The following is a 19,623-nucleotide window of genomic DNA, read 5'->3' as shown; positions in this document are numbered from 1 at the left end:
TCAGGAACAGATCGTTTTCGGTGCGTCCTGCAAACCTGGTCGATCTTACGCGGTGTGGAGTATGGTCCCTTTCAGCTGGGCATGCGTGTGGCGCTCCGGCAAGGATATGAAGAAGTGTCTGAAGTTAGGATACGCAGAGGGACGATCGAACGCCGACTATGGGTCTGCGCCGGGGGCGTCGTGGTGTCGTCAAAAGCACGAAGTTGTGGATGGGAATGGTAGCCATCTGACTGTTGGCGCCTAAAGCTTTCTTTTGGATCACCGAGAAAGCTAGGTTAATATCACGCCTCAAGCGGACTTTTCTTTTTGCGTTTTAGCCGCAAGTAACAACTAGATGGCTCTCTCACGCGACTATTATTCTGTTCTAGGCGTGCCCTCGACAGCAAGTCGAGACACTATCCACGCCGCGTGGAAAGCGCTTCTCCGTCAATATCACCCCGATGCCAACCATGGTGTGGATGTCTCTGCTCGTGCGAAAGAGATCAACGAGGCGTATTCCGTTTTGGGAAAGAAGGAAGCACGCGCCGCCTATGATCGGTCGCAGATCAGGCCGTCTGCCCACCGAGCGACTGCGGACCGCCCGTTTCACCCCAGGAAAGCCGGCAGGCGCCCGATGCGACCTAGCCCGTCGATGCAGCCCAGCGGTAGCCTCTCGCAGCCGCTAGAGACCAACGAATGGCTGATGGGCCTTTTCCTGCTGATCCTCACCGCCGCACCGATCGCTACAATCCTGGTTCTGTGGAATGACGAATCCGGATTGGCACCTACGGTTCGACGTAGCGTCGCCGCTCATCCAGTGCCTGAGCCTCCTGCAAAAGCCGTCCGCAGCTCATCGGGCACAAAACTCGGACTTGGACAGCCTGCTTCCTAAACTATCGCCCAGTCTGGACATTCGAGTTCGCAGGGTCAGGCGCCAAAAGCGGTGGCAACGCGAAGATGAACGAGCGGCCGAAGTGGGGAAGCCGGAAAGGGGCGGGGACGTCTGATTATGGGTCGATTAGGCCGTAGTTGAGACGACCCAGTCAGCAATTAATTCCAGTACTTTGGGATCGATGGTAGTCGCAATATGACCATATTCGCTGGGGGACCCGGTCGCAGCCGGTTGCAGTAGATGATTTAATCCAGGTAGTTCGACTATTTTGGCGTGCTTGTTTTTCAATAGCGCTTTGCGGATGAGCGGCAGGTTCCGTTCCGGCAGCACTTGAAGATCCTTCGATCCTGCAACTACCAAGGTTGGTACATTGAGAGCTTGCAATGCCGGCAGCGGATCATCATTCAAGAAAGCACGGTACCACGGGGACGCGAGACCCTTAGCCTGCGCGGCCGCCCGATCGGTCGGCATACCTGTTGCGACCAGGATGTCGGTCGCCGCGCGCTCCGCCGTCGCATTGTCCGGAGCGGCGCCGACCGCTGCGAGCAGCCGCCGTTGGAGTACGTCGTTGGCCGCGGCGGTTGTGGCGGGCACGCCACCGATAAGCGATATGGCCTTGGCCTGGGACGCGATCGTCTCCATTCCTGTTTCCGCCGGCGTCGATAATAGGACGGTGAAAGCGACATGGCCATCGACGTTGGCAACGGTGGGGGCGATCTCTGCGCCCTCGCTATGTCCCAGCAGGCCGACCTTCGCCGCGTCGATGCCGGGCTGCTTGCGCAGCCAGTGCAACGCCGCTGTCGCATCGGTGATGAAGTCGCGCTGCGTCGCTGTGGCGTAACTGCCGGTCGACTTGCCGACGCCGCGCTTGTCGTAGCGAAGGACCGCGATCCCTTGCCGCGTCAATCGATCGGCGATCACGAGAAAGATGCGATGACCCTCGACAGTCTCGTCGCGGTTTTGCGGGCCGGATCCAGCGATCATTACGACAGCGGGAAAAGGGCCCTTGCCATTAGGCATGGTCAACGTGCCTGCGAGCGTGACTGCGGGATCGGGGACGCTTACGTCTGCCGCCGCATAGGGGAATGGCGGTTGCGGCGTTTGTGGACGTTCTCGAACCGGTTCCTTCGCTCCAATAGGACGACGCTGGAAGTTCGCCTTCATCTCCATGCCGCTTTGACGAAACGGACCAGCCAACGTGTTGCAATCAGACGACAAAACGCCGTCAAATTCGGCCTTCGTTGATGGCATTACGACCGTGGCGCCACTGTCGTGCATTGTGACGTCGATGGGTATGTCTCGTGCATTCTGGTCCGGGCTGTCGATCGTGCTGCCTGTGCCCTTGAGATGCAGCACTAATGGGAGATGCATTCCCGCGGGAACGGTCAGCGCTCCATCCCAGTCGCCCAGAGGCGAGCAAGCGGAAGTTGCAGCAAGCAAAGCAATCGCGATCATCGCCTGATCATACGCTCGTCGCGAGCCTCGACAATAGGACATCGTCGCTTAAACAAGGCCGAATGAGGATGAACGAGTGACCGGAATGGGGAAGCAGACATTGCGCCGTGAATGACTGCGTCTGGGTCCGATCAGACCTCAGTCCTTTCGGCCAGTTCTAAAGCGTCCTCCACGTCAACGCCCAAGTAGCGAACCGTGCTGTCGATCTTGGCATGACCGAGAAGGATCTGAACGGCGCGGAGGTTGCCAGTCGCCTTGTAGATAATCGATGCTTTCGTGCGCCGAAGCGAGTGCGTCCCGTAATCCTGAGCCGGTAGGCCGATAGCGACCACCCACTCGTGCACTAGGCGGGCATATTGTCGCGTGCTCATGTGCGCCATGTAGTCATTTCGGCTCGGGAATACGAAGTCGTTCAGTGTCCCGCCGCGTCGCTCCAACCATGCCCGAATCGTCTTTCGTGCCGTGTCCATCAGCTCGAACTGGACCGGTCGTTTCGTCTTCTGCTGAACCACGATGGCGCGGTCACGGACGCGCCCGCCGGAAACTAGATCGCCGATCCGCACCGTGACCACGTCACAGCCGCGCAGCTTGCTGTCGATGGCGAAGTCGAACAGCGCTCGGTCGCGCAGTCGTCTATGCTGGTCGAGCCAGAAGCGAATAGCCCAGACCTGTTGCTGTTTCAGTGCCCGCTTCGCACCAATAAGCCGACCTTCGTTCCAAGGTCGAAGTTCGTGAAACGCGGGGTCCATCGACGAGTGACCCATCGACCATCTCCATCAGGCCGGATCAGCCAAGTGAGCGTAGGCAGGCGCGGTAAACCGACGGTTCGGAAATGTGGTTGATCGTCCGTCGGTAATACTGAACGACCGGCAGGTTTCGGGCGCCGCCTCGTAGTCTCTGAGCGGCCGATTTTGGGTCTCAGCATCAGACATTCTGTTCGGAAACAGTCCAATTTGTCGATCCTACGAACTCTGCGAGTTGCTGCCCCGAAAGCCAAGCGGCTTCAATTCGTGGTCCGAGGAGCCAGTCGCCGCAGGCGCCAAGCCGGATATCCGCGTTCCAGATCGCGCCGAGTTTTAACGCGTCGACTTTCGCATACCGCCAGCGATGGACGCTGGTCGCGATGACGGCAGGCGACCTAGCGCCGACGTGCTCCGCGAACGCCGCGAGAAGCGCGCGTTGGACCGTGTCCGGAGCGTCTTCGATATGCACGCGCGACCAATCGGCGCTGGCCTGAAGCACCCAGGCCTCCGGTCCGGTCCGCGCTGGCTTGGCCGAGTTGCGGACGGCGGATCCGATTATGCCGAGATCCGTAAGCCGATCGCAATCGGTCGGTACTGGACCGTCGAATGCTGCCATGACGGTCCAGCACGGATCGGAGACCGCAGAGCGCGCTGCATCGGCTAGCGCGGCATCGTGGGCGGCGACTAAGGGCGCGACCTGTTCGGCGGGCACCGCGACGATCGCCGCGTCGAACCGCTCGTTACCGATCCGCCATTCGCCGTCATAGGTCAGGCTGCCGATGGCCGTGTTCCAGCGGACGTCGCCGTCGCTCGCCATAGCCCGGATCGGCGCGTTCATCGCCGGCGTCCCGACCCACGCATCCGCGCCGGCGGGCAACCAGCGCGCGACGTGGCCGTCTTGCGCCCAGCGCTCGACCTGCGCGACGAACGCGGGGTCGCGTGCCGTCAGATATTGCGCGCCGTGATCGAACGCGGCTTCACCCAGCGGGGTGCCGATGCGGCGGGTCGACATGCGGCCACCCGGCCCGCGGCCCTTGTCGAACACGATGACATCGTGACCCTGATGACGAAGCGCCTGCGCGCAGGACAGACCTGCCATTCCCGCCCCGATGATTCCGATCCGCATGAACACCCCCGTGTCGGCGTGCAGCAAACGAACTTGCTGCACGCCGACACCCTCAAACGCGGAGTTTGTCGATTGGAGCCGATCACGCGTAGATTTCGTCTCGGGCGGGTGGCTCCAGGATGACGCGTCAGCTTCGAACGTCTCCGCCGCCGAAGACGACCTGGTTGCGCACGGCAGGGGCGAACAGGCCGTAGAGAAACGGCAGGTTGCCACCGCTCACCGCATCGAGCGCGGCACGGTGCTCGGGTGACAGGGGAGGCCAAGTGCGGCGACATTGTCGGTTACCTGCTCCGCCCGGCTCACGCCCATCAGCGTCGATGCGACGCCGGACTGCCCGACCACCCAGGACAGCGCGACGCGCGCCGGCGTCTCGTTAATCTCCGCTGCGACGCGTTTCAGTTCGTCGAGGATCTGCCAGTTGCGCTCGGTGAACAGCGTGTCGCCGAACGGATTGTCGCCATCGAGCCGCTTGTCGTCGGCGGGCCGCGCCGTGTCGTCCTGCCCGGCCTGGTTGGGGACGCCGCCCGCGCGCTTCGGACCCGCCTCGACGGTCGCGCGGTCGTATTTTCCGGTGAGCAGGCCATAGGCGAGGGGCTCCATGGCACGAGACCCATGCTCGCCGATCGCGCGAGCGGCAGGTGCTCGGCTTCGACCCCGCGTTCGACCAGCGAATAGAAATATTGCAGGCCGATCGGCGCCGGATCGCCCTGGACCCGCGCCAGCGTCGCGAGTTCGGCGACGTACCAGGCCGGGGTGTTGGATATGCCCCAGTAGCGGATCTTGCCGGCTGCGACGAGCGTGGTCATCGTCCGCAGCAGTTCCTCGGGCGGCGTGATGCCGTCCCAGACATGCACCCAGTACAGGTCGATGAAGTCCGTCCGGAGCCGGCGGAGCGATCCTTCGACGGACGCCAGTATGTGGCGCGCGCCATTGCCGCCTGCGTGATAGCCGCGGCCGGTCGCAAACCCCGATTTCGTCGCAATGACGATCCGATCGCGCGACGATTGCGCGGCGACGAAACTACCGACCATCTCTTCCGATCGCCCGCCTGCATAGACGTCTGCGGTGTCGATAAAATTGCCGCCCAGATCGGTGTAGCGATCGATCACCGCGCGGCTGCCGCTCTCGTCCAGCCCCCATCGCGGCGTGCCGAAGGTCATCGTGCCGAGTGCCAGCGGGCTGACGAGAAGGCCGGAGCGGCCGAGCGGGCGATAGGTGTCGAGGTTCATGGTGGCGTCCTGCGTTGTGTCGTCTCCAGATGGACGCCGGACGGCGCGAGGATTAGATCATCTGCGGCGCATGGGTTGCTGAAGGATGTTCAGGAATGGATCGTGATCTCTGGTCCGGTCTCGCGGTGTTCGAGACGATCGTCGAGGCTGGCAGCTTCGCGCGGGCGGCGACCCGGCTTGGGTTGTCCGCCTCTGCGCTCAGCCATGCGATGCGCTCGCTGGAGACGAAACTGGGCGTTCGGTTGCTCGATCGTACGACCCGCTCGCTGGCGCCGACGCCCGCCGGCGAGGACCTGCTGGCGCGCTTAAAGCCCGCAATCGCCTCGGTCGCGGGTGCGCTCGCCGACCTGGACAACGCCCGCGAACGGCCGGCGGGGCGGATCCGGGTCAGCGCGCACCGGGTCGCGGCGATCTACGCCATCCTGCCGCGGCTGGCCGAGTTTGCGCGCGCCTATCCCGACATCGCCGTCGAACTGGTGGTCGACGACAGGTTCGTCGACATCGTCGCGGACCGTTTCGACTGCGGGGTCCGGCACGCGCAGACGCTGCAGGCCGACATGATATCGGTGCGGATCAGCGCGCCGGTGCCGCTCGTCTTCGTCGCTGCCCCGGCCTACCTCGCCGATCATCCCGCACCCGTCGAGCCCGACGATCTCGTCGCGCATCGGTGCCTGTGTTACCGGTACACGTCGTCCGGCATCGTCCACCGTTGGGAATTCGAGCGGGATGGCCGGACGGTGGAACGGTCGGTCCGCGGCGACTTCATCACCAACGACATCGACGTGATGCGCGACGCCGCGGTGGCAGGTCTAGGAGTGACTTGCCTGCCGCTGCCGCACGCTGCGCTGCAACTGGCCGACGGTACGCTGGTCGAAGTGCTCGCCGGCTGGGCACCCATACTGGCGCCGAACCACCTCTATTATCCGAGCCGCCGCCAACCTACTGCCGCTTTCCAGGCCTTCGTGGCGGCGATGCGCGTCTGATCGCAAGCGTGCTTTGACAAGATTGAGGGCATTTGATGATCAGGACCACGGGGCGCTTCGGTGGGGAACGTCGCCGTCAGTTTCTGAAGACCCGAGGGCATGAATAAGTGTCTGGAGTTGGGAAATGGGGGCCGGCCCGAACGTCTGCAAGTGGGTCCTCAGGACACCCCCGCTTGCTCTCGGAAATGTTGACGTGACCCCCGTTTTTTCCTCCAGTTGGAGCTAGAGTCCGACCCCGGAAAGGGACGGACAGATGAAGCGGAAGCAGTTTTCGGAAGAGCAGATCATCGGCATCCTGAAGGAGGCCGAGGCGGGCGCGGTAGTGACGGACCTGTGCCGGCGGCACGGGATGTCGAGCGCGACGTATTACGCGTGGAAGGCCAAGTTCGGAGGGCTGGAGGTGTCCGACGCGAAGCGGCTGCGAGCGCTCGAGGAGGAGAACGCCCGGCTCAAGCGGCTGCTGGCGGATACGATGCTCGACAACGCGGGTCTGAAGGACCTGCTGTCAAAAAATGGTGACGCCTGCCGCGAAGCGGAAGCGGTCGCGCATCTCCAGACGGCGCTGGGGATGAGCGAGCGGCGGGCGTGTGCTGTCGTCGGAGCGGATCGCAAGAGCATGCGGTACCGCTCGTGCCGGGGAGATGATGGCGACCTGCGGTCGCGATTGCGTGAGCTGGCGCAGCAGCGCCGGCGGTTCGGCTATCGGCGGCTGCACATCCTGCTGCGCCGGGACGGCATCACGATCAACCGCAAGAAGACCCAGCGGCTCTACCGCGAAGAGGGTTTGACGGTGCGTCGTCGCAAGGGACGCAAGCGTGCTGTCGGCGCGCGGGCGCCGGCCCCCGTGCTGGCGCTGCCCAACCAGCGCTGGAGCCTGGACTTCGTGCATGACCAGATGGCCACGGGGCGGCGGTTCCGCATCCTCAACATCGTCGACGACGTGACACGCGAGTGCTTGCGGGCGGTGCTCGACACCTCGATCTCGGGCAAGCGCGTGGTACGCGAACTCGCTAATCTGATCGCCGAGCGCGGTGCGCCCAAGATGATCGTCAGCGACAACGGGACCGAACTGACCTCGAACGCGGTGCTCGCGTGGTCGGGCGATGCCGGCGTCGAGTGGCACTATATCGCCCCGGGCAAGCCGACGCAGAACGGGTTCGTCGAGAGCTTCAACGGTCGCATGCGCGACGAGTTGCTGAACGAGACGCTGTTCTTCACCATCCGCCAGGCGCGCGCGATCCTCGCGCGCTGGGTCGACGACTACAACACTGAGCGGCCGCACTCCTCGCTCGGCTACGCCACACCAGCGGCCTTCGCCGCCGAACTCGAAAAGCAACGGGCGGGTTTAAACCCGCCCGTTGCTTCACCCGCGCTCCTGCGCGACAACAACGGTCGGTCTCTGGTTGCCGCTGGATGAAAAACGGGGGTCACGTCAGCCGGTGCCTGTCGCCGGCGCCTCGCACCAGCGTCGCACCAGGGCGCCGGGCGTCGGGACCAATGTTCCCTCCGCGAACCGGCGGCGTGCTTCGGCGAGCCTCGTCTCGAATTCTGCGTTCTCGCGCGCGAAGCCGATCTTGGCCTCGGCGGGATCCTTGGTCCGCAGCGAAACCTTCACCACGGCCTTGCCTTCGAAGGCCGACCGGAGTGCCTCGGGGACCGCCCGCCTGAAGTAGAGCTGACCGGTCCGGGGATCGGCGAAAGGGGACGCCATGCTGGTCTTCTTCACGTTCTTCTGTACCCATGTTCTGTACACATGACGGGTAAAAGAGACGTAAATCCGCACATTTCCGAGGTTTACTCGAGAATGGTGACCCCTACGAGAATCGAACTCGTGCTTACGCCGTGAGAGGGCGTCGTCCTAACCGCTAGACGAAGGGGCCGTGTAGCAGAAGCGGGCGTCTACGGAATGGGTCGGTAGCCGTCAAGACGGTTACCGACAATTCTTGCGACGCCCGCGCATTTTATCAGGCAGCGACCTTCTTGCGTTCGGCCATTTCCTCGTTGAGCATCTCGGCCAGCAGGAATGCGAGCTCGAGGCTCTGGCTGGCGTTGAGGCGCGGGTCGCAGTGCGTGTGGTAGCGATCGGCGAGCGACTGCTCGGTTACATCGACCGCGCCGCCGGTGCACTCCGTCACGTTCTGGCCGGTCATCTCGGCGTGGATGCCGCCGGCGTGCGTACCCTCCGCGCGGTGGACCGCGAAGAAGCCGCGGACCTCGGCGAGAATCCGGTCGAACGGCCGCGTCTTGTAGCCGTTGGCGGCCTTGACGACATTGCCGTGCATCGGGTCGCAACTCCACACCACCGGATGGCCTTCGCGTGTGACCGCACGGACCAGACGGGGCAGGTTGGCCTCGATCTTGTCGTAACCATAGCGCGTGATCAGCGTCATGCGGCCGGGTACGCGGCCGGGATTGAGCGTGTCGAGCATCCTCAGCAGGGCGTCCGGCTCCAAGCTAGGCCCGCATTTGATGCCGATCGGGTTGCCGATGCCGCGCAGGTATTCGACATGCGAAGAGCCCTCGAACCGCGTGCGATCGCCGATCCAGAGGAAATGCGCGCTCGTGTCGTACCAGTCGCCGGTCAGCGAATCCTGCCGTGTCAGTGCCTGCTCATACTGGAGCAGCAATGCCTCGTGGCTGGTGTAGAAATGCGTTTGCGCAAGCTGTGGCACCGTCTCCGGGTCGATCCCGCACGCCGCCATGAATTCGAGCGCCTCGCCGATCCGGTCCGCGGTCTCGGCGTATTTCTTCGACCAGGGGCTGCGGCCCATGAAGTCGTGAGTCCAGCGGTGCACCTGGTGGAGGTTCGCGTAGCCACCTTGCGCGAACGCCCGAAGCAAGTTGAGCGTCGCCGCCGACTGAGAATAGGCACGGATCATCCGCTGCGGATCTGGCGCACGTGCCTCGGCGGTGAAGGCGATATCGTTGACGTTGTCGCCGCGGTACGAGGGCAGCTCGACGCCGCCGATCGTCTCGGTATCGGTCGAGCGCGGCTTGGCGAACTGACCCGCCATGCGGCCGAGCTTCACCACCGGTAGCTTCGACGCGAACGTCAGGACGACCGCCATCTGCAGGATGACGCGGAACGTGTCGCGAATGTTGTTCGCGCTATGCTCGGCGAAGCTCTCGGCGCAATCGCCGCCCTGGAGCAGGAATGCCTTACCGGCAGCGACCTCGGCGAGCGACGCGGTCAGGTTGCGGGCCTCGCCGGCAAAGACGAGCGGCGGGAAGGTCGCCAACTGGTCAGTCGCGGCGGTCAGTGCAGCCGCGTCGGGATAGGTGGGGAGCTGTCGTGCTTCGTGACGCGTCCAGCTGTCGGGGGCCCAGTTCGCGGCCATATCATGTCGTCCGGATGGTGAATTGTGCGGCTGGCCATGCGCGAAAACGCCTTTTCGCGCAATGAAGTAAAGCTTGTGCGGCTCAAGCATGTGCCGTTGCTAGGCCACCATAGAGAGGGTAGGCCCTTGAAAGCGCCCGGTTTGACCATTTTTGGCGTAGCTGAGACGATTGGGAATGGCGCAACCGCTGTCCCTTCGGCATTAGCCGCGTATGGATATCCCTTTGCGTGTCATGATCGCGTTTTCAATTATCGCCGGCGTCATCGTGGTCGGCGTGCCTATGCTGTTGGTCTTTGCCCGTCGTCGCCGCGCAACCAAGCTGCGTCGGCGCGGCGTCAAGAGCTACAACCGCCAGCAACGCACCGACCCCCTCAGCATCCGCTCGAACGGTCAATAGCCCTCGTCGAGATCGGCGACGTTCTTCATCGGTTCACCGGCAAGAAACGCGGCAAGATTTTCGAGGAACATCGTCGCCCCGCGTTGGAACATCGTCGTCTGGCTCCTGCCCGACAAGTGCATCGTCACGATCGCATTCGGGGCGGACCAGAGTGGGTGGCCGGCGGGCAGGGGTTCGGGCTGGGTAGGGTCGAGAAACGCGCCGCCGATCGTTCCGTCCGCCAGCGCACTGCATAAGGCTTCGTCGTCGATCATGTCGCCGCGGGCGATGTTGATCAACCAGGCCGACCTTTTCATCTGCTGGAGTTCGGCATGGCCGATCATCGCCTGTGTCGCGCCGGTCGACGGTGCGGCGAGAATGATCCAATCGAACGCGCCGAGCCGGTCGCGCCAGGCATCCGCCGTGATCGTGCCATCGCGGCCGGTCCGCGAGACGCCCGTCACCGCGACGCCAAACCCGGCAAGCCGGTCGCCGATCAACCGGCCGATCGTGCCATAGCCGATGACCAGCGCCTTCGTCCCCTCGAGCTCGATCTTGCCCGGCGCGTCCTTGAGCCATTCGTGGCGGTCGTACGCCCGCAAGACCGTATCGAAGCGCTTGGCCGCGACCAGCACGCCCATCACGGCATATTCCGCCACCGTCACCGCATTGATCCCCGCGCCGTTGGTCAGCGTGACGTGATTGGCCTTGAGGTGTTCGAGGGGGAACGCGTCCAGCCCAGCATAGATCGTCGATACCCACGTCAATCGGGGCCCCGCCGCCCGAATCGCCTCGGCAACGAGATGGGTCGGCTGCATGTCGACCCAGGCGATGTCGGCATCCGCGATCATCGCCTTCGCATCGTCCGGCGTCGAAAACCAGGCGACGTCGAGCGTCATGGGGAGATGGGGTTCGAGGAGCGGGCGAGCGGCTGCGGGCAGGACGGCTTTCATTCGCTCAGCATCGGTCGTGGACGGAGCCTGTCAAGTGCCGTGATCGGTGCCGGTACCTCGTCGCCACCTCGTCGCATTGCCGGCCGTCCTGACCGTCATCCGCCGGTCACCGCGGCGACATTGTCGTCGCCGTTGCGGTCTACGTAGAAATTATAGGGATCGACCCCGGCGAATGCGGGCTTGCGCGTCGTGACGATGCGGATGACCTGTTCGCCAGAGCGGATCGGGCGGCGTTCCTTCAGGATGACGTCCTTTGTCGCAAAGCTGCCAAGCCCGGGACGCTGATCGAACACGCCGACGTCGATCATATCCGACAACGGTGCTTCGGTTTCGACGCCTGCACCATTTGCATGAGACTTGGTGGCTTTGATCGTCAGCAGCGTTTCGAAACGGCCGTCGGATCGCCTGCGCGTAACGGCCGCGGTCGTCTTGAGGTCGTACACGGTGATCCGGTCGAGCAGGTCGAGCACGAGTTCTCTTTCCGCCGGGGTTCGCGCCAACGACAGGAACCCGTCGACCAGATCGAGCGAGCGCGGATATGGCTTGCCCTTGAACCTATACCGCGCAAGCAGGCCGCGCAGCATCGCGTTGACCCGCGCCTCGCCAAGCCGATCCTGGAGAAGATACATCACCAGCGACCCCTTGCGGTAGTGGATGTACCCCTGGCCCTCGACCCGGTCGAGCGGGACTTCTTCGACGACCTCGCTACCACGCGAACGCAGATAGCTGTCGAGTTCATACTTCAGGAAGCGGCGAATCTTGTCGTCGCCATATTGATGTTTCATCACCATCAGCGCCGAATATTGTGCCATCGTCTCGATCAGCATCGAGCCGCCCTGCATGTCCGCGCTGACCAGTTGATGACCCCAATATTGGTGGCCTAGCTCGTGAGCGGTGATGTAGCTGATATAGTCGACCTTGGCCGGATCGCGGTTGTCGGCAATGAAGCCGAGCCGTTCCGAATAAGGGATCGTGCCAGCGAACGCCTGCGCGTAGCTCGCATAGCCCGGATATTCGAGGATGCGGGCATAATCGAACTGATAAGGCCCGAAATTGGTGCGGTAATAGCGGAGCGAACGCTGCATCGCGTCGAGCATCCGATCGACGTTGAAGGCGTGCTGCGGATCGTAATACACCGTCAGTGCAGTGCCGTCGGCGGTACCGTTTTTCTGCGCGTACGCCGCTGACTGGACCGAGAAGAAGGCGAGGATCGGAACGGTCGACACGAACCGGGCAGTGCGCCGCCCGCCAGCGATGGCGTCCGAGACTTTCCGACCCGGCGCGATCGGGATCTGGCTGGCGAGCGTCGAGACGGTGATGTCGGAACGAACCCATGGTGCGTTGCCCAGCAGGTTGCGGTCCTGTGCAGTGCGATCCTCGAGCTTGGCAGGACGGAGTTCGGGCGTCAGGCCGTATTTGCGCCGTTTCGAACGCTCCTCGAGCAGGCCATCCTTGCTCATGCCGATCTGCGGCGCGAATTCGCGATTCTCCAGAAACGTACCGTTGGCCACCACGCGCGTGTCGTCGCCCGTAGCGACGAGGCCGCGTTGCCAGCGGGTCGTGTGGAACGTCAGCGTGCCATGCGCGCCGGGCGCAAGCGGAGTTGCGAACCGGTAGATACGGTATTGCAGGTCGGAATCGTCCATCACCAGCACAGCGCCGGGAATGGAGACCGCCCCCAGCCGGGTCCTGTCGTCGGGCAGGCGAACGTGAAGGTCGCGTACCGGCGCACCGCTATCGTTGACGAACGCGTAGGTGCCGTCGGTCTCGAGCCGGCGTTGGTCGGGATAGAGCGCGACGTTCAGCCGGATATCCGTGACCGAAGGCTGCTTTACGCCGAGATAGCGTAGATATTTTTCTCGTAGAGCGCCTGACGCGCCTCGCCATCCTGCTTGGTGCGATAGACGCTCAGAACGTCCATCTGGTAGTACAGGAAGACGCCGGTCGCAGTGGCCATGATGAGCGCACCGGCCAGGACCGCGCCGGGCGTGCCGATCAGACGACGTGGCACCTGCACAAGCCGCACCCGCAGCCGGGTTTCGGTGCCGCGCCGCCAGAGCAGATGCGCGAACACGCACAGGCCCAGCGCAATCGCGCCCCAGTACAGCCGCAACCACCATGCCCGCGCGCCACCGATCTGTGCGCCGTTCATGTCCGACAGCGTGACGGTGCCGACCGTGCCATATTGGTAGAGTGGGTGTTCGAAGCCCATGTTGGTCAGCGTGATCGTGCCGACGAGGTAGAGGACCATGATCGCCCAACCGATATATTTGTTCGGACTGAGCGCCTGGACGAATACCGCCAGCACCGCGAGGATCACGGCATCGACGGTCATCGGCAGCACCCACCACGCGATATAATGGCCGAGCGCCAGATCAGTCTGGCCGCGCGAAAGCTGGACGACGCACGCAGTGACGACCGCCACCACGGAGGTCGCGAACAGCACGCCGGTGATCGCCAGGACTTTCGGCACGAGATACGCCCAATTGGGGAGCGGGGTGGCGTCGACGATCTCGTGCATCCCGCGCTCGCGGTCGCGCCAGACGAGTTCGCCCGAATAATAGATCGCGATGATCAGCGGGATGATGCTGAACGCACCCTCCAGCGTCCCGATCACCGCAAAGGTCAGCGGGCGGATCGCGGTACCGTACATTTCGTTGGACGAGAGCAACGCGGCCAGCGCGTTGAAGATGCCGATCAGCATCAGCACGAGAAATGCGGGACTGCGGAACACGAGCGCCATCTCGAACCGGCAGCGCTCGCGAAGGCGGGTCCAGCCTGCGGCGGCGGGGCGCGCGGCGGGGAGCTGGTCGACCAGCAGCGGCGGGGTGGCGGCGAGCTTTGCGGTCGTCCGGCGTTGCCGGCGAAGCGCCCGTTTCGAGACGCCGCGCTCGGCGAACGAAAAGCGGACATAGGCGATGCCGATCGCGACGAAGCCGATCAGGATCGCGAACAGCCGGTTCCAGACCAGCACGCCGGTAAAGGCGGGCAGCCCGGCATTCGCCTCGCTGGCGGTGAAATAGCGCGTGGTGCTCGCAAAGGCGCCAAGCCCGAACGGTTCGAGGTAGCTGCCGACCGCGCGCCATTCCGGTTTCGCCCGCAGCACCGCGTTGATCGCCAGGTACAGGACCAGGAAGACGATCACGCCGAGATAGCTGTACATCATCGACCGCGTCATCGTCGCCACCGCGAAGAAGATCGCGGAGGTCATGAACACGCTCGGCAGCGCCAGCAGGAAATAGGCATAGGCATAGTCGCCCAGACGATTGGGTCCGAGCCGTTCGGCATCGACCCATGGCATCATCGACCCCAGCCAGATTGCCAACGGGATCGCGACGAACGCCAATGCCGCGGCACCGAACGCGCCAAGGAACCGTGCGGTCAGATAGTCGAACTTGCTGACGCGCGTCGACCGGACCATCGGCCCGAACCCGCTCTCGTCGTCGCGGACGATCACGTTGGCGACGAACGCGGTCGTCACGAACATGAAGAACAGCGACATGATCAGGTGGACCTGGGCGATCGCGACCGGTGCATTCTTGTGGATGTTGGCGCCGCTGCCGATCTGGATCTGCTCGATCGTCATCGATCCGAAGCTGAGCAGGAAGAACAGGATCGCGACGGTCCAGAAGACCGGGTTGCGCAGCTGATAGCGCAGTTCGAAGCGGGCGATCTGGCCGAACATCAGGCAGCGACGAACTGGTCGGATGCTGCTGCCGGTATTCGCCGCGACCTAGCGAGCGTCGAGAAATAGACATCCTCGAGCCCGCCATGTGCTGCGGCAAAGCCTTCGCCGGGATCGTCGGGCGACAGGATGTGAATGATCGTCCGGCCAGCGAACAACCGTGTCGAGATCACCTCGTAGCGCAGCTTGGCCTCGTCGAGTTCGTCCCTGCCGATCGTCTTCGCCCAGACCTGGCCGCGGGTCCGCTCGATCAGGTCGAGGGGGCGCCTTCGAGCTGGATCCGCCCGCCCGCCAGCACTGCCATCCGCGGGCACAGATCGGCGACGTCCTCGACGATGTGCGTCGACAGGATCACCACGACGCTCTCGCCGATCTCGGCCAGCAGGTTGAGGAAGCGGTTGCGTTCCTCCGGGTCGAGCCCGGCGGTCGGTTCGTCGACGATGATGAGACCGGGGTTGCCGATCAGCGCCTGCGCGATTCCGAAACGCTGGCGCATGCCGCCCGAGAAGCCGGCGATCGCCTTCTTGCGGACGGACCAGAGGTTGGTCTGGTTGAGCAGCGTCTCGACCGTCTCCTTGCGTTCGCGCGCCGAGGCGATCCCTTTGAGCACTGCCATGTGATCGAGCATGTCGTAGGCCGACACGCGCGGATACACGCCAAAATCCTGCGGGAGATAGCCGAGCGTCTCGCGCAACGCCTCCGGGTTGGCGACTACGTCGATATCGCCGAACCGGATCGTCCCCGAGGTGGGGGTCTGCAACGTCGCCACCGTCCGCATCAGCGTCGACTTGCCCGCGCCATTGGGACCCAGCAGTCCGAACATGCCATTGGGGATGCTCAGCGTCACATCATCCAGCGCGCGCGTGCCATTGGCATAGACATGCGTGACATTGACCAGATCGAGCATGTGGAATCCCCGTTCGTTTCGAAGGCGCAACCTATCAAGTGTATTGCCGTTGTAAAGCGCTCAGACTGAGGGGCTATCGCGGGCGCGGTGGCGTATGATGGATTTGAGGGGCGGCGAGACAGCACGATCCTTGTGTTTCAAAGACGTCGCTAGGCGGCGGGTAGTTGTGCCGATCCTGAGTTACTCGCGCGCCAACATGCGGAAAACAATCTTGTATTGTTGGGCTGGCCCCGACAGAGACGCGGGGCGGTCGGCGTGGAAAAGGCGGAATGGTGTCGAAGGAATTCGCGTTCTTGGGCGACGGCGGGCAACTGGCGACGCTGATCGGCGAGACTGATTGGGCGTCGACCCCGCTCGGACCGATCGACGGCTGGCCGCAATACCTCAAGACCGCGACCTCGATCATCCTGCGGGCGCCGGTGCCGATGGCGTTGCTGTGGGGGAGCGACGGCGTCATGATCTACAACGACGCCTATGCCGCCATCGTCGGCGCCCGGCACCCCGCCGGTTTGGGGGCAACGGTCCATGCTGCGTGGCCCGAGGCGCGGACGTTCAACGAGCATGTCCTGCGCGTCTGCCTGGCCGGCGAAACGCTGTCGTTCGCGCGACAGGAGATGTCGCAATATTTTCCGACACACGATCACGCGGTCTTTCTCGATCTCAATTACTCGCCGGTGCTCGATCATGATGGCGTGCCCGGCGGCGTGCTCGCCGTCGTCGTCGAGACGACCGACGCGGTGCTCGCCGAGCGCGGGCTGCGGGGAGAGACGCACACGCTCGAGACGCTCAACCTCACCGGCGCGGCGCTGGCGGCCGAACTGGAGCTCGAGCCGCTGATACAGATGGTGACTGATGCCGGCGTCAAGCTGACCGGTGCGCAGTTCGGTGCCTATTTCCACAATCTGATGGATGAGACCGGCGAGAAGCTGCATCTGTTCACGCTGGCCGGCGCCGAGCGCGCGGCGTTCGAAGCGCTCGGCCGCCCGCGTGCGACCGCGGTGTTCGGCCCGACCTTCCGCAACGAAGGCGTGATCCGCTCGGACGATATTCTCGCCGATCCGCGCTATGGTCGCAGCGCGCCGCATTACGGGATGCCCGAGGGGCATCTGCCGGTCCGCAGCTATCTGTCGGTGCCGGTGACGTCGCGATCGGGGGCCGTGCTGGGCGGATTGCTATTCGGGCATTCGGCGGTTGGGCGGTTCACCGAGCGGCACGAACGGCTGCTGGTCGGGGTCGCGGCGCAGGCGGCGATCGCGATCGACAATGCACGGCTGTTCAAGGCGGTCCAGGACGTCAACGACACGCTGGAGCAGCGCGTCGTCGAGCGTACGTTGGAGTTGACCGAGGCGCACGAGGCGCTTCGCCAAGCCCAGAAGATGGAGACGCTGGGTCAGCTCACAGGCGGGATCGCGCATGATTTCAATAACCTGCTGACGGTCATCCGCGGATCGGCCGATCTGCTCAAGCGCCCCGACCTGACCGAGGATCGCCGGACGCGCTATATCGCCGCGATTGCCGATACCGCCGACCGCGCGACCAAATTGACGAACCAGCTGCTCGCGTTCGCCAGGCGATCGTCGTTGACGCCGACCATCGTCGATGCGCGGACGATCCTGCGCGGGATGACCGACATGATCGCGACGCTGTCGGGCGCCTTTATCGAGGTGTCGATGCGGCTTCCCGACGAGCCTTGCCTGGTCAACGCCGACGCCAGCCAGCTCGAGACGGCGATCGTCAACCTGGCGGTCAATGCGCGGGATGCGATGCACCAGCGCGGCCGCCTGACGATCGACGTCGATGCCGCGCAGCGTATTCCTGCGGTCCGCGGTCACGCGGCACAGCATGGGGATTTCGTCAGGATCGCGATCCGCGATACCGGCACGGGCATCGACCCTGCGCATATCGAGCACATCTTCGAACCGTTCTTCACGTCTAAAGCGGTCGGTCACGGCACCGGACTTGGGTTGTCCCAGGTCTTCGGGTTCGTCAAGCAATCGGGCGGTGAAGTGATCGTCGACAGTGTCCCAGGCGAAGGCGCGACGTTCGCGCTGTATCTCCCGCGCGAGCGTGATATGACCCCGATCATCGCCGATCCGGAGCCGGCCATCTGTCCCGAGCAGGCCTCGCTGCGTATTCTCGTGGTCGAGGACAATCCCGATGTCGGCAATTTTGCGATCTCGGCGCTTGCCGATCTGGGTCACGCCATCGTCTTCGCGCGCGATGCCGAGGAAGCGCTCGACGTGCTCGACGGGCAAACCACGAGGTTCGATGTCGTTTTTTCAGACGTGATGATGCCGGGCATGACCGGGATCGAGCTCGGGCGCGAAATCCGCCGGCGCTATCCCGAGACCGCGATCCTGCTGACCAGCGGGTATAGCGAAGTCATTTCGCGCGAGGGCTCGCACGGATTTGATCTGTTGCGGAAGCCGTATTCGATGGGCGAACTCGCCGCTGCGCTTCAGCGCGCAACGGCGGCGTTCGTCGAGTAGATCCCGTCAGTCGACCGACGGCGCGGCGCAATAGGCGGCGACCATCGTCCGGATATCGACCTTCGCCTTCAACCGGGCCGCCAGTAACGCCGTGCCGCTGATCTTGCGCTGGACGAACAGCGTGTCGATCGGCGGAAGGTGCCATGTCTCGCGATCGCGCGCGATCTCGGTGCCCTGCTCGCGTAGCACGCCGACGAACGCGCGGTCGCCAAAGTCGAACGGGCCGGGCTTGGCGAGCTCGCGGAGGATCACGTCGATCATCCGGTCGACCAAAGCACGATGCCGGACCACCGCCGCCTCGCCGAGGAAACCCGCAGCGATGGCGGCCTCGCGGACCGCATCGCGGTCGCCCGCCAGTGCGGCGGCGAGCAGGCGGCGATAGCCTTCGCCGGTTTCGGCAGGCAGCGGGCGCGCGGCACCGAAATCGAGCAGGACGAGCTTTTCGGTATCCGGCTGCCAGCGGTAATTGGCGAAGTTCGGATCGGTCTGCATCAGCCGCCAGTCGAACAGCTCGCGCAGCACTAGCGAGATCAGATCATGCATCACCCGGTCGCGCACCGCCTGCGGGGCGGTTTCAAGCGACTCGACGGGCACGCCGGTGACGAAGCTCATCGCCAGCACGCGCGGTGTCGTCAGGTCGGCGACCAGCGACGGCACGACGAACGCGCTCTCGCCCGCCAGAAGTTCGCCGTAGCGCGCGAGCATCGAGGCTTCACGGAGATAGTCGGCCTCCTCGTGGAGCTGGCGCTTCGCCTCGTTCAGCAGCGGGGCGATGTCGAGCGACTTGGGCAACAGCCCCGACACGCGGAGCAGCGTGGCGACGTTGTCGACATCGGCGTCGATGCTGTCCTTCACACCGGGATACTGGACCTTGATCGCCAGTTCGGATCCGTCGGGGAGGCGCGCGCGGTGAACCTGGCCGATCGAGGCGGCGGCGACCGGGTGCGCCTGGAAATGCGCGAACCGACGCCGCCAGTCCTTGCCCCATTCGGTGGCAAGCACGCGGTCGAGCTGTTGCGGCGGCATGTGGTGAGCATTGTTGCGAAGCTTGGCGAGGATCGTCGCGAGTTCGGGCGGGAGCATGTCGCCCGCATCCATCGAGATCATCTGGCCGAGCTTCATCGCCGCGCCGCGCAGATGCGAGAGCTGATCGGCGACGCGCGTGGCGTTGGCGGGGGTAAGCAGCAGGTCGCCCATGCTCGGACGTTCGCCACTGGCGAGCCGCCGTGCACCTTCGGCGACGACCCCGCCTGCAACACCACCGGCGAGACGTCCGAAGACCCCGAGACGGGCGAGACGGCCACTGGGGATCGCGCGTCCTGCGCTGGCTTTGCTGCCGCGGTCTTCGGTCAAATCACATCCTTCAGTCGCTGGGCGCGACCTTCGACCAGAATATGGGGCGGGAGAGCGAGGGCGCAATTGATGTGAGTCACCGCAGACCGATAACATCTCGATCCTCCCCTGGCGG

At 64.1% G+C, this 19,623-nt stretch carries 16 protein-coding genes, 1 tRNA gene and 1 pseudogene; 5 read left to right on the top strand and 13 right to left on the bottom strand.

Annotated elements, in window-relative coordinates; translation table 11 throughout:
- Positions 1-334: 334 nt before the first annotated feature.
- A complete protein-coding gene (locus tag QP164_RS19795; protein WP_443027423.1) occupies positions 335-871 on the top strand; it encodes a J domain-containing protein in 537 nt (178 codons plus the stop codon).
- A 126-nt stretch (positions 872-997) separates the two neighbouring features.
- Here the strand turns inward: QP164_RS19795 and QP164_RS06540 are convergent, their stop codons facing one another.
- The 4 genes and pseudogenes from QP164_RS06540 to QP164_RS06525 all read right to left on the bottom strand — a co-directional run bounded on the left by QP164_RS06540 (position 998) and on the right by QP164_RS06525 (position 5,355).
- A complete protein-coding gene (locus QP164_RS06540) occupies positions 998-2,326 on the bottom strand; it encodes an alpha/beta hydrolase family protein (RefSeq protein WP_333922605.1) in 1,329 nt (442 codons plus the stop codon).
- 131 nt (positions 2,327-2,457) lie between these two features.
- Entirely contained in the window at positions 2,458-3,090 is a 633-nt protein-coding gene (locus tag QP164_RS06535; protein ID WP_333922604.1) for a tyrosine-type recombinase/integrase, read from the bottom strand.
- Positions 3,091-3,250: 160 nt separating this feature from the next.
- Entirely contained in the window at positions 3,251-4,237 is a 987-nt protein-coding gene (locus QP164_RS06530) for an NAD(P)/FAD-dependent oxidoreductase (RefSeq protein WP_333922603.1), read from the bottom strand.
- A 174-nt stretch (positions 4,238-4,411) separates the two neighbouring features.
- A pseudogene (locus QP164_RS06525) lies at positions 4,412-5,355 on the bottom strand (aldo/keto reductase).
- A 164-nt stretch (positions 5,356-5,519) separates the two neighbouring features.
- Here QP164_RS06525 and QP164_RS06520 point away from each other — a divergent pair.
- Both QP164_RS06520 and QP164_RS06515 read left to right on the top strand, forming a co-directional pair.
- Positions 5,520-6,407, top strand: a complete 888-nt coding sequence (locus QP164_RS06520; RefSeq protein ID WP_333922601.1) for a LysR family transcriptional regulator — start codon at positions 5,520-5,522, stop codon at positions 6,405-6,407.
- A 253-nt stretch (positions 6,408-6,660) separates the two neighbouring features.
- Positions 6,661-7,824, top strand: a complete 1,164-nt coding sequence (locus QP164_RS06515) for an IS3 family transposase (protein WP_333922600.1) — start codon at positions 6,661-6,663, stop codon at positions 7,822-7,824.
- Between the two features lie 15 nt (positions 7,825-7,839).
- Here QP164_RS06515 and QP164_RS06510 read toward each other — a convergent pair whose 3' ends face one another.
- The 3 genes from QP164_RS06510 to QP164_RS06500 all read right to left on the bottom strand — a co-directional run bounded on the left by QP164_RS06510 (position 7,840) and on the right by QP164_RS06500 (position 9,745).
- Complete coding sequence (locus tag QP164_RS06510; protein WP_333922599.1) at positions 7,840-8,118, bottom strand: DUF6538 domain-containing protein; 279 nt, start codon at positions 8,116-8,118, stop codon at positions 7,840-7,842.
- A 94-nt stretch (positions 8,119-8,212) separates the two neighbouring features.
- A tRNA-Glu gene (locus QP164_RS06505) sits at positions 8,213-8,287 on the bottom strand.
- An 84-nt stretch (positions 8,288-8,371) separates the two neighbouring features.
- On the bottom strand, positions 8,372-9,745 hold the full coding sequence (locus QP164_RS06500; RefSeq protein ID WP_132741841.1) for a class II 3-deoxy-7-phosphoheptulonate synthase: 1,374 nt from the start codon (positions 9,743-9,745) through the stop codon (positions 8,372-8,374).
- 223 nt (positions 9,746-9,968) lie between these two features.
- On the opposite strand from QP164_RS06500, the gene QP164_RS06495 reads away from it, so the two are divergent.
- Positions 9,969-10,142, top strand: a complete 174-nt coding sequence (locus QP164_RS06495; RefSeq protein WP_277982561.1) for a hypothetical protein — start codon at positions 9,969-9,971, stop codon at positions 10,140-10,142.
- Here QP164_RS06495 and QP164_RS06490 read toward each other — a convergent pair.
- From QP164_RS06490 to QP164_RS06470, 5 genes are all read right to left on the bottom strand, one after another.
- The gene (locus QP164_RS06490) at positions 10,136-11,074 is read right to left on the bottom strand and encodes a D-2-hydroxyacid dehydrogenase (RefSeq protein ID WP_333922598.1); all 939 of its coding nucleotides are present in this window, start codon (positions 11,072-11,074) and stop codon (positions 10,136-10,138) included. The two genes, QP164_RS06495 and QP164_RS06490, sit on opposite strands and share 7 nt — an antisense overlap.
- A 95-nt stretch (positions 11,075-11,169) precedes the next feature.
- A complete protein-coding gene (locus tag QP164_RS06485; protein WP_333922597.1) occupies positions 11,170-12,720 on the bottom strand; it encodes a M1 family aminopeptidase in 1,551 nt (516 codons plus the stop codon).
- A gap of 185 nt (positions 12,721-12,905) precedes the next feature.
- Positions 12,906-14,759, bottom strand: coding sequence for an ABC transporter permease (locus QP164_RS06480; RefSeq protein ID WP_333922596.1), 1,854 nt, complete (start codon positions 14,757-14,759; stop codon positions 12,906-12,908).
- Positions 14,759-15,073, bottom strand: coding sequence for a hypothetical protein (locus tag QP164_RS06475; RefSeq protein ID WP_333922595.1), 315 nt, complete (start codon positions 15,071-15,073; stop codon positions 14,759-14,761). Before QP164_RS06475 ends, QP164_RS06480 begins: the two co-directional genes overlap by 1 nt.
- Positions 15,010-15,666 carry an ABC transporter ATP-binding protein gene (locus tag QP164_RS06470; RefSeq protein ID WP_333922594.1) on the bottom strand — a complete coding sequence of 219 codons (657 nt, stop codon included), beginning with the start codon at positions 15,664-15,666 and terminating at the stop codon, positions 15,010-15,012. The genes QP164_RS06475 and QP164_RS06470 overlap by 64 nt, the downstream gene beginning before the upstream one ends.
- Before the next feature lie 272 nt (positions 15,667-15,938).
- Here QP164_RS06470 and QP164_RS06465 point away from each other — a divergent pair, with 272 nt between their 5' ends.
- On the top strand, positions 15,939-18,155 hold the full coding sequence (locus tag QP164_RS06465; protein WP_333922593.1) for an ATP-binding protein: 2,217 nt from the start codon (positions 15,939-15,941) through the stop codon (positions 18,153-18,155).
- Between the two features lie 6 nt (positions 18,156-18,161).
- Here QP164_RS06465 and QP164_RS06460 read toward each other — a convergent pair whose 3' ends face one another.
- Entirely contained in the window at positions 18,162-19,508 is a 1,347-nt protein-coding gene (locus QP164_RS06460; RefSeq protein ID WP_333922592.1) for an ABC1 kinase family protein, read from the bottom strand.
- Between the last annotated feature and the right edge of the window lie 115 nt (positions 19,509-19,623).

The sequence above is a fragment of the Sphingomonas sp. LR59 genome (assembly GCF_036855945.1).
In the GTDB taxonomy this organism is placed as follows: domain Bacteria; phylum Pseudomonadota; class Alphaproteobacteria; order Sphingomonadales; family Sphingomonadaceae; genus Sphingomonas.
Note: the sequence above shows the minus strand (reverse complement) of the source record. Positions and strands in the feature narration are given on the sequence as shown.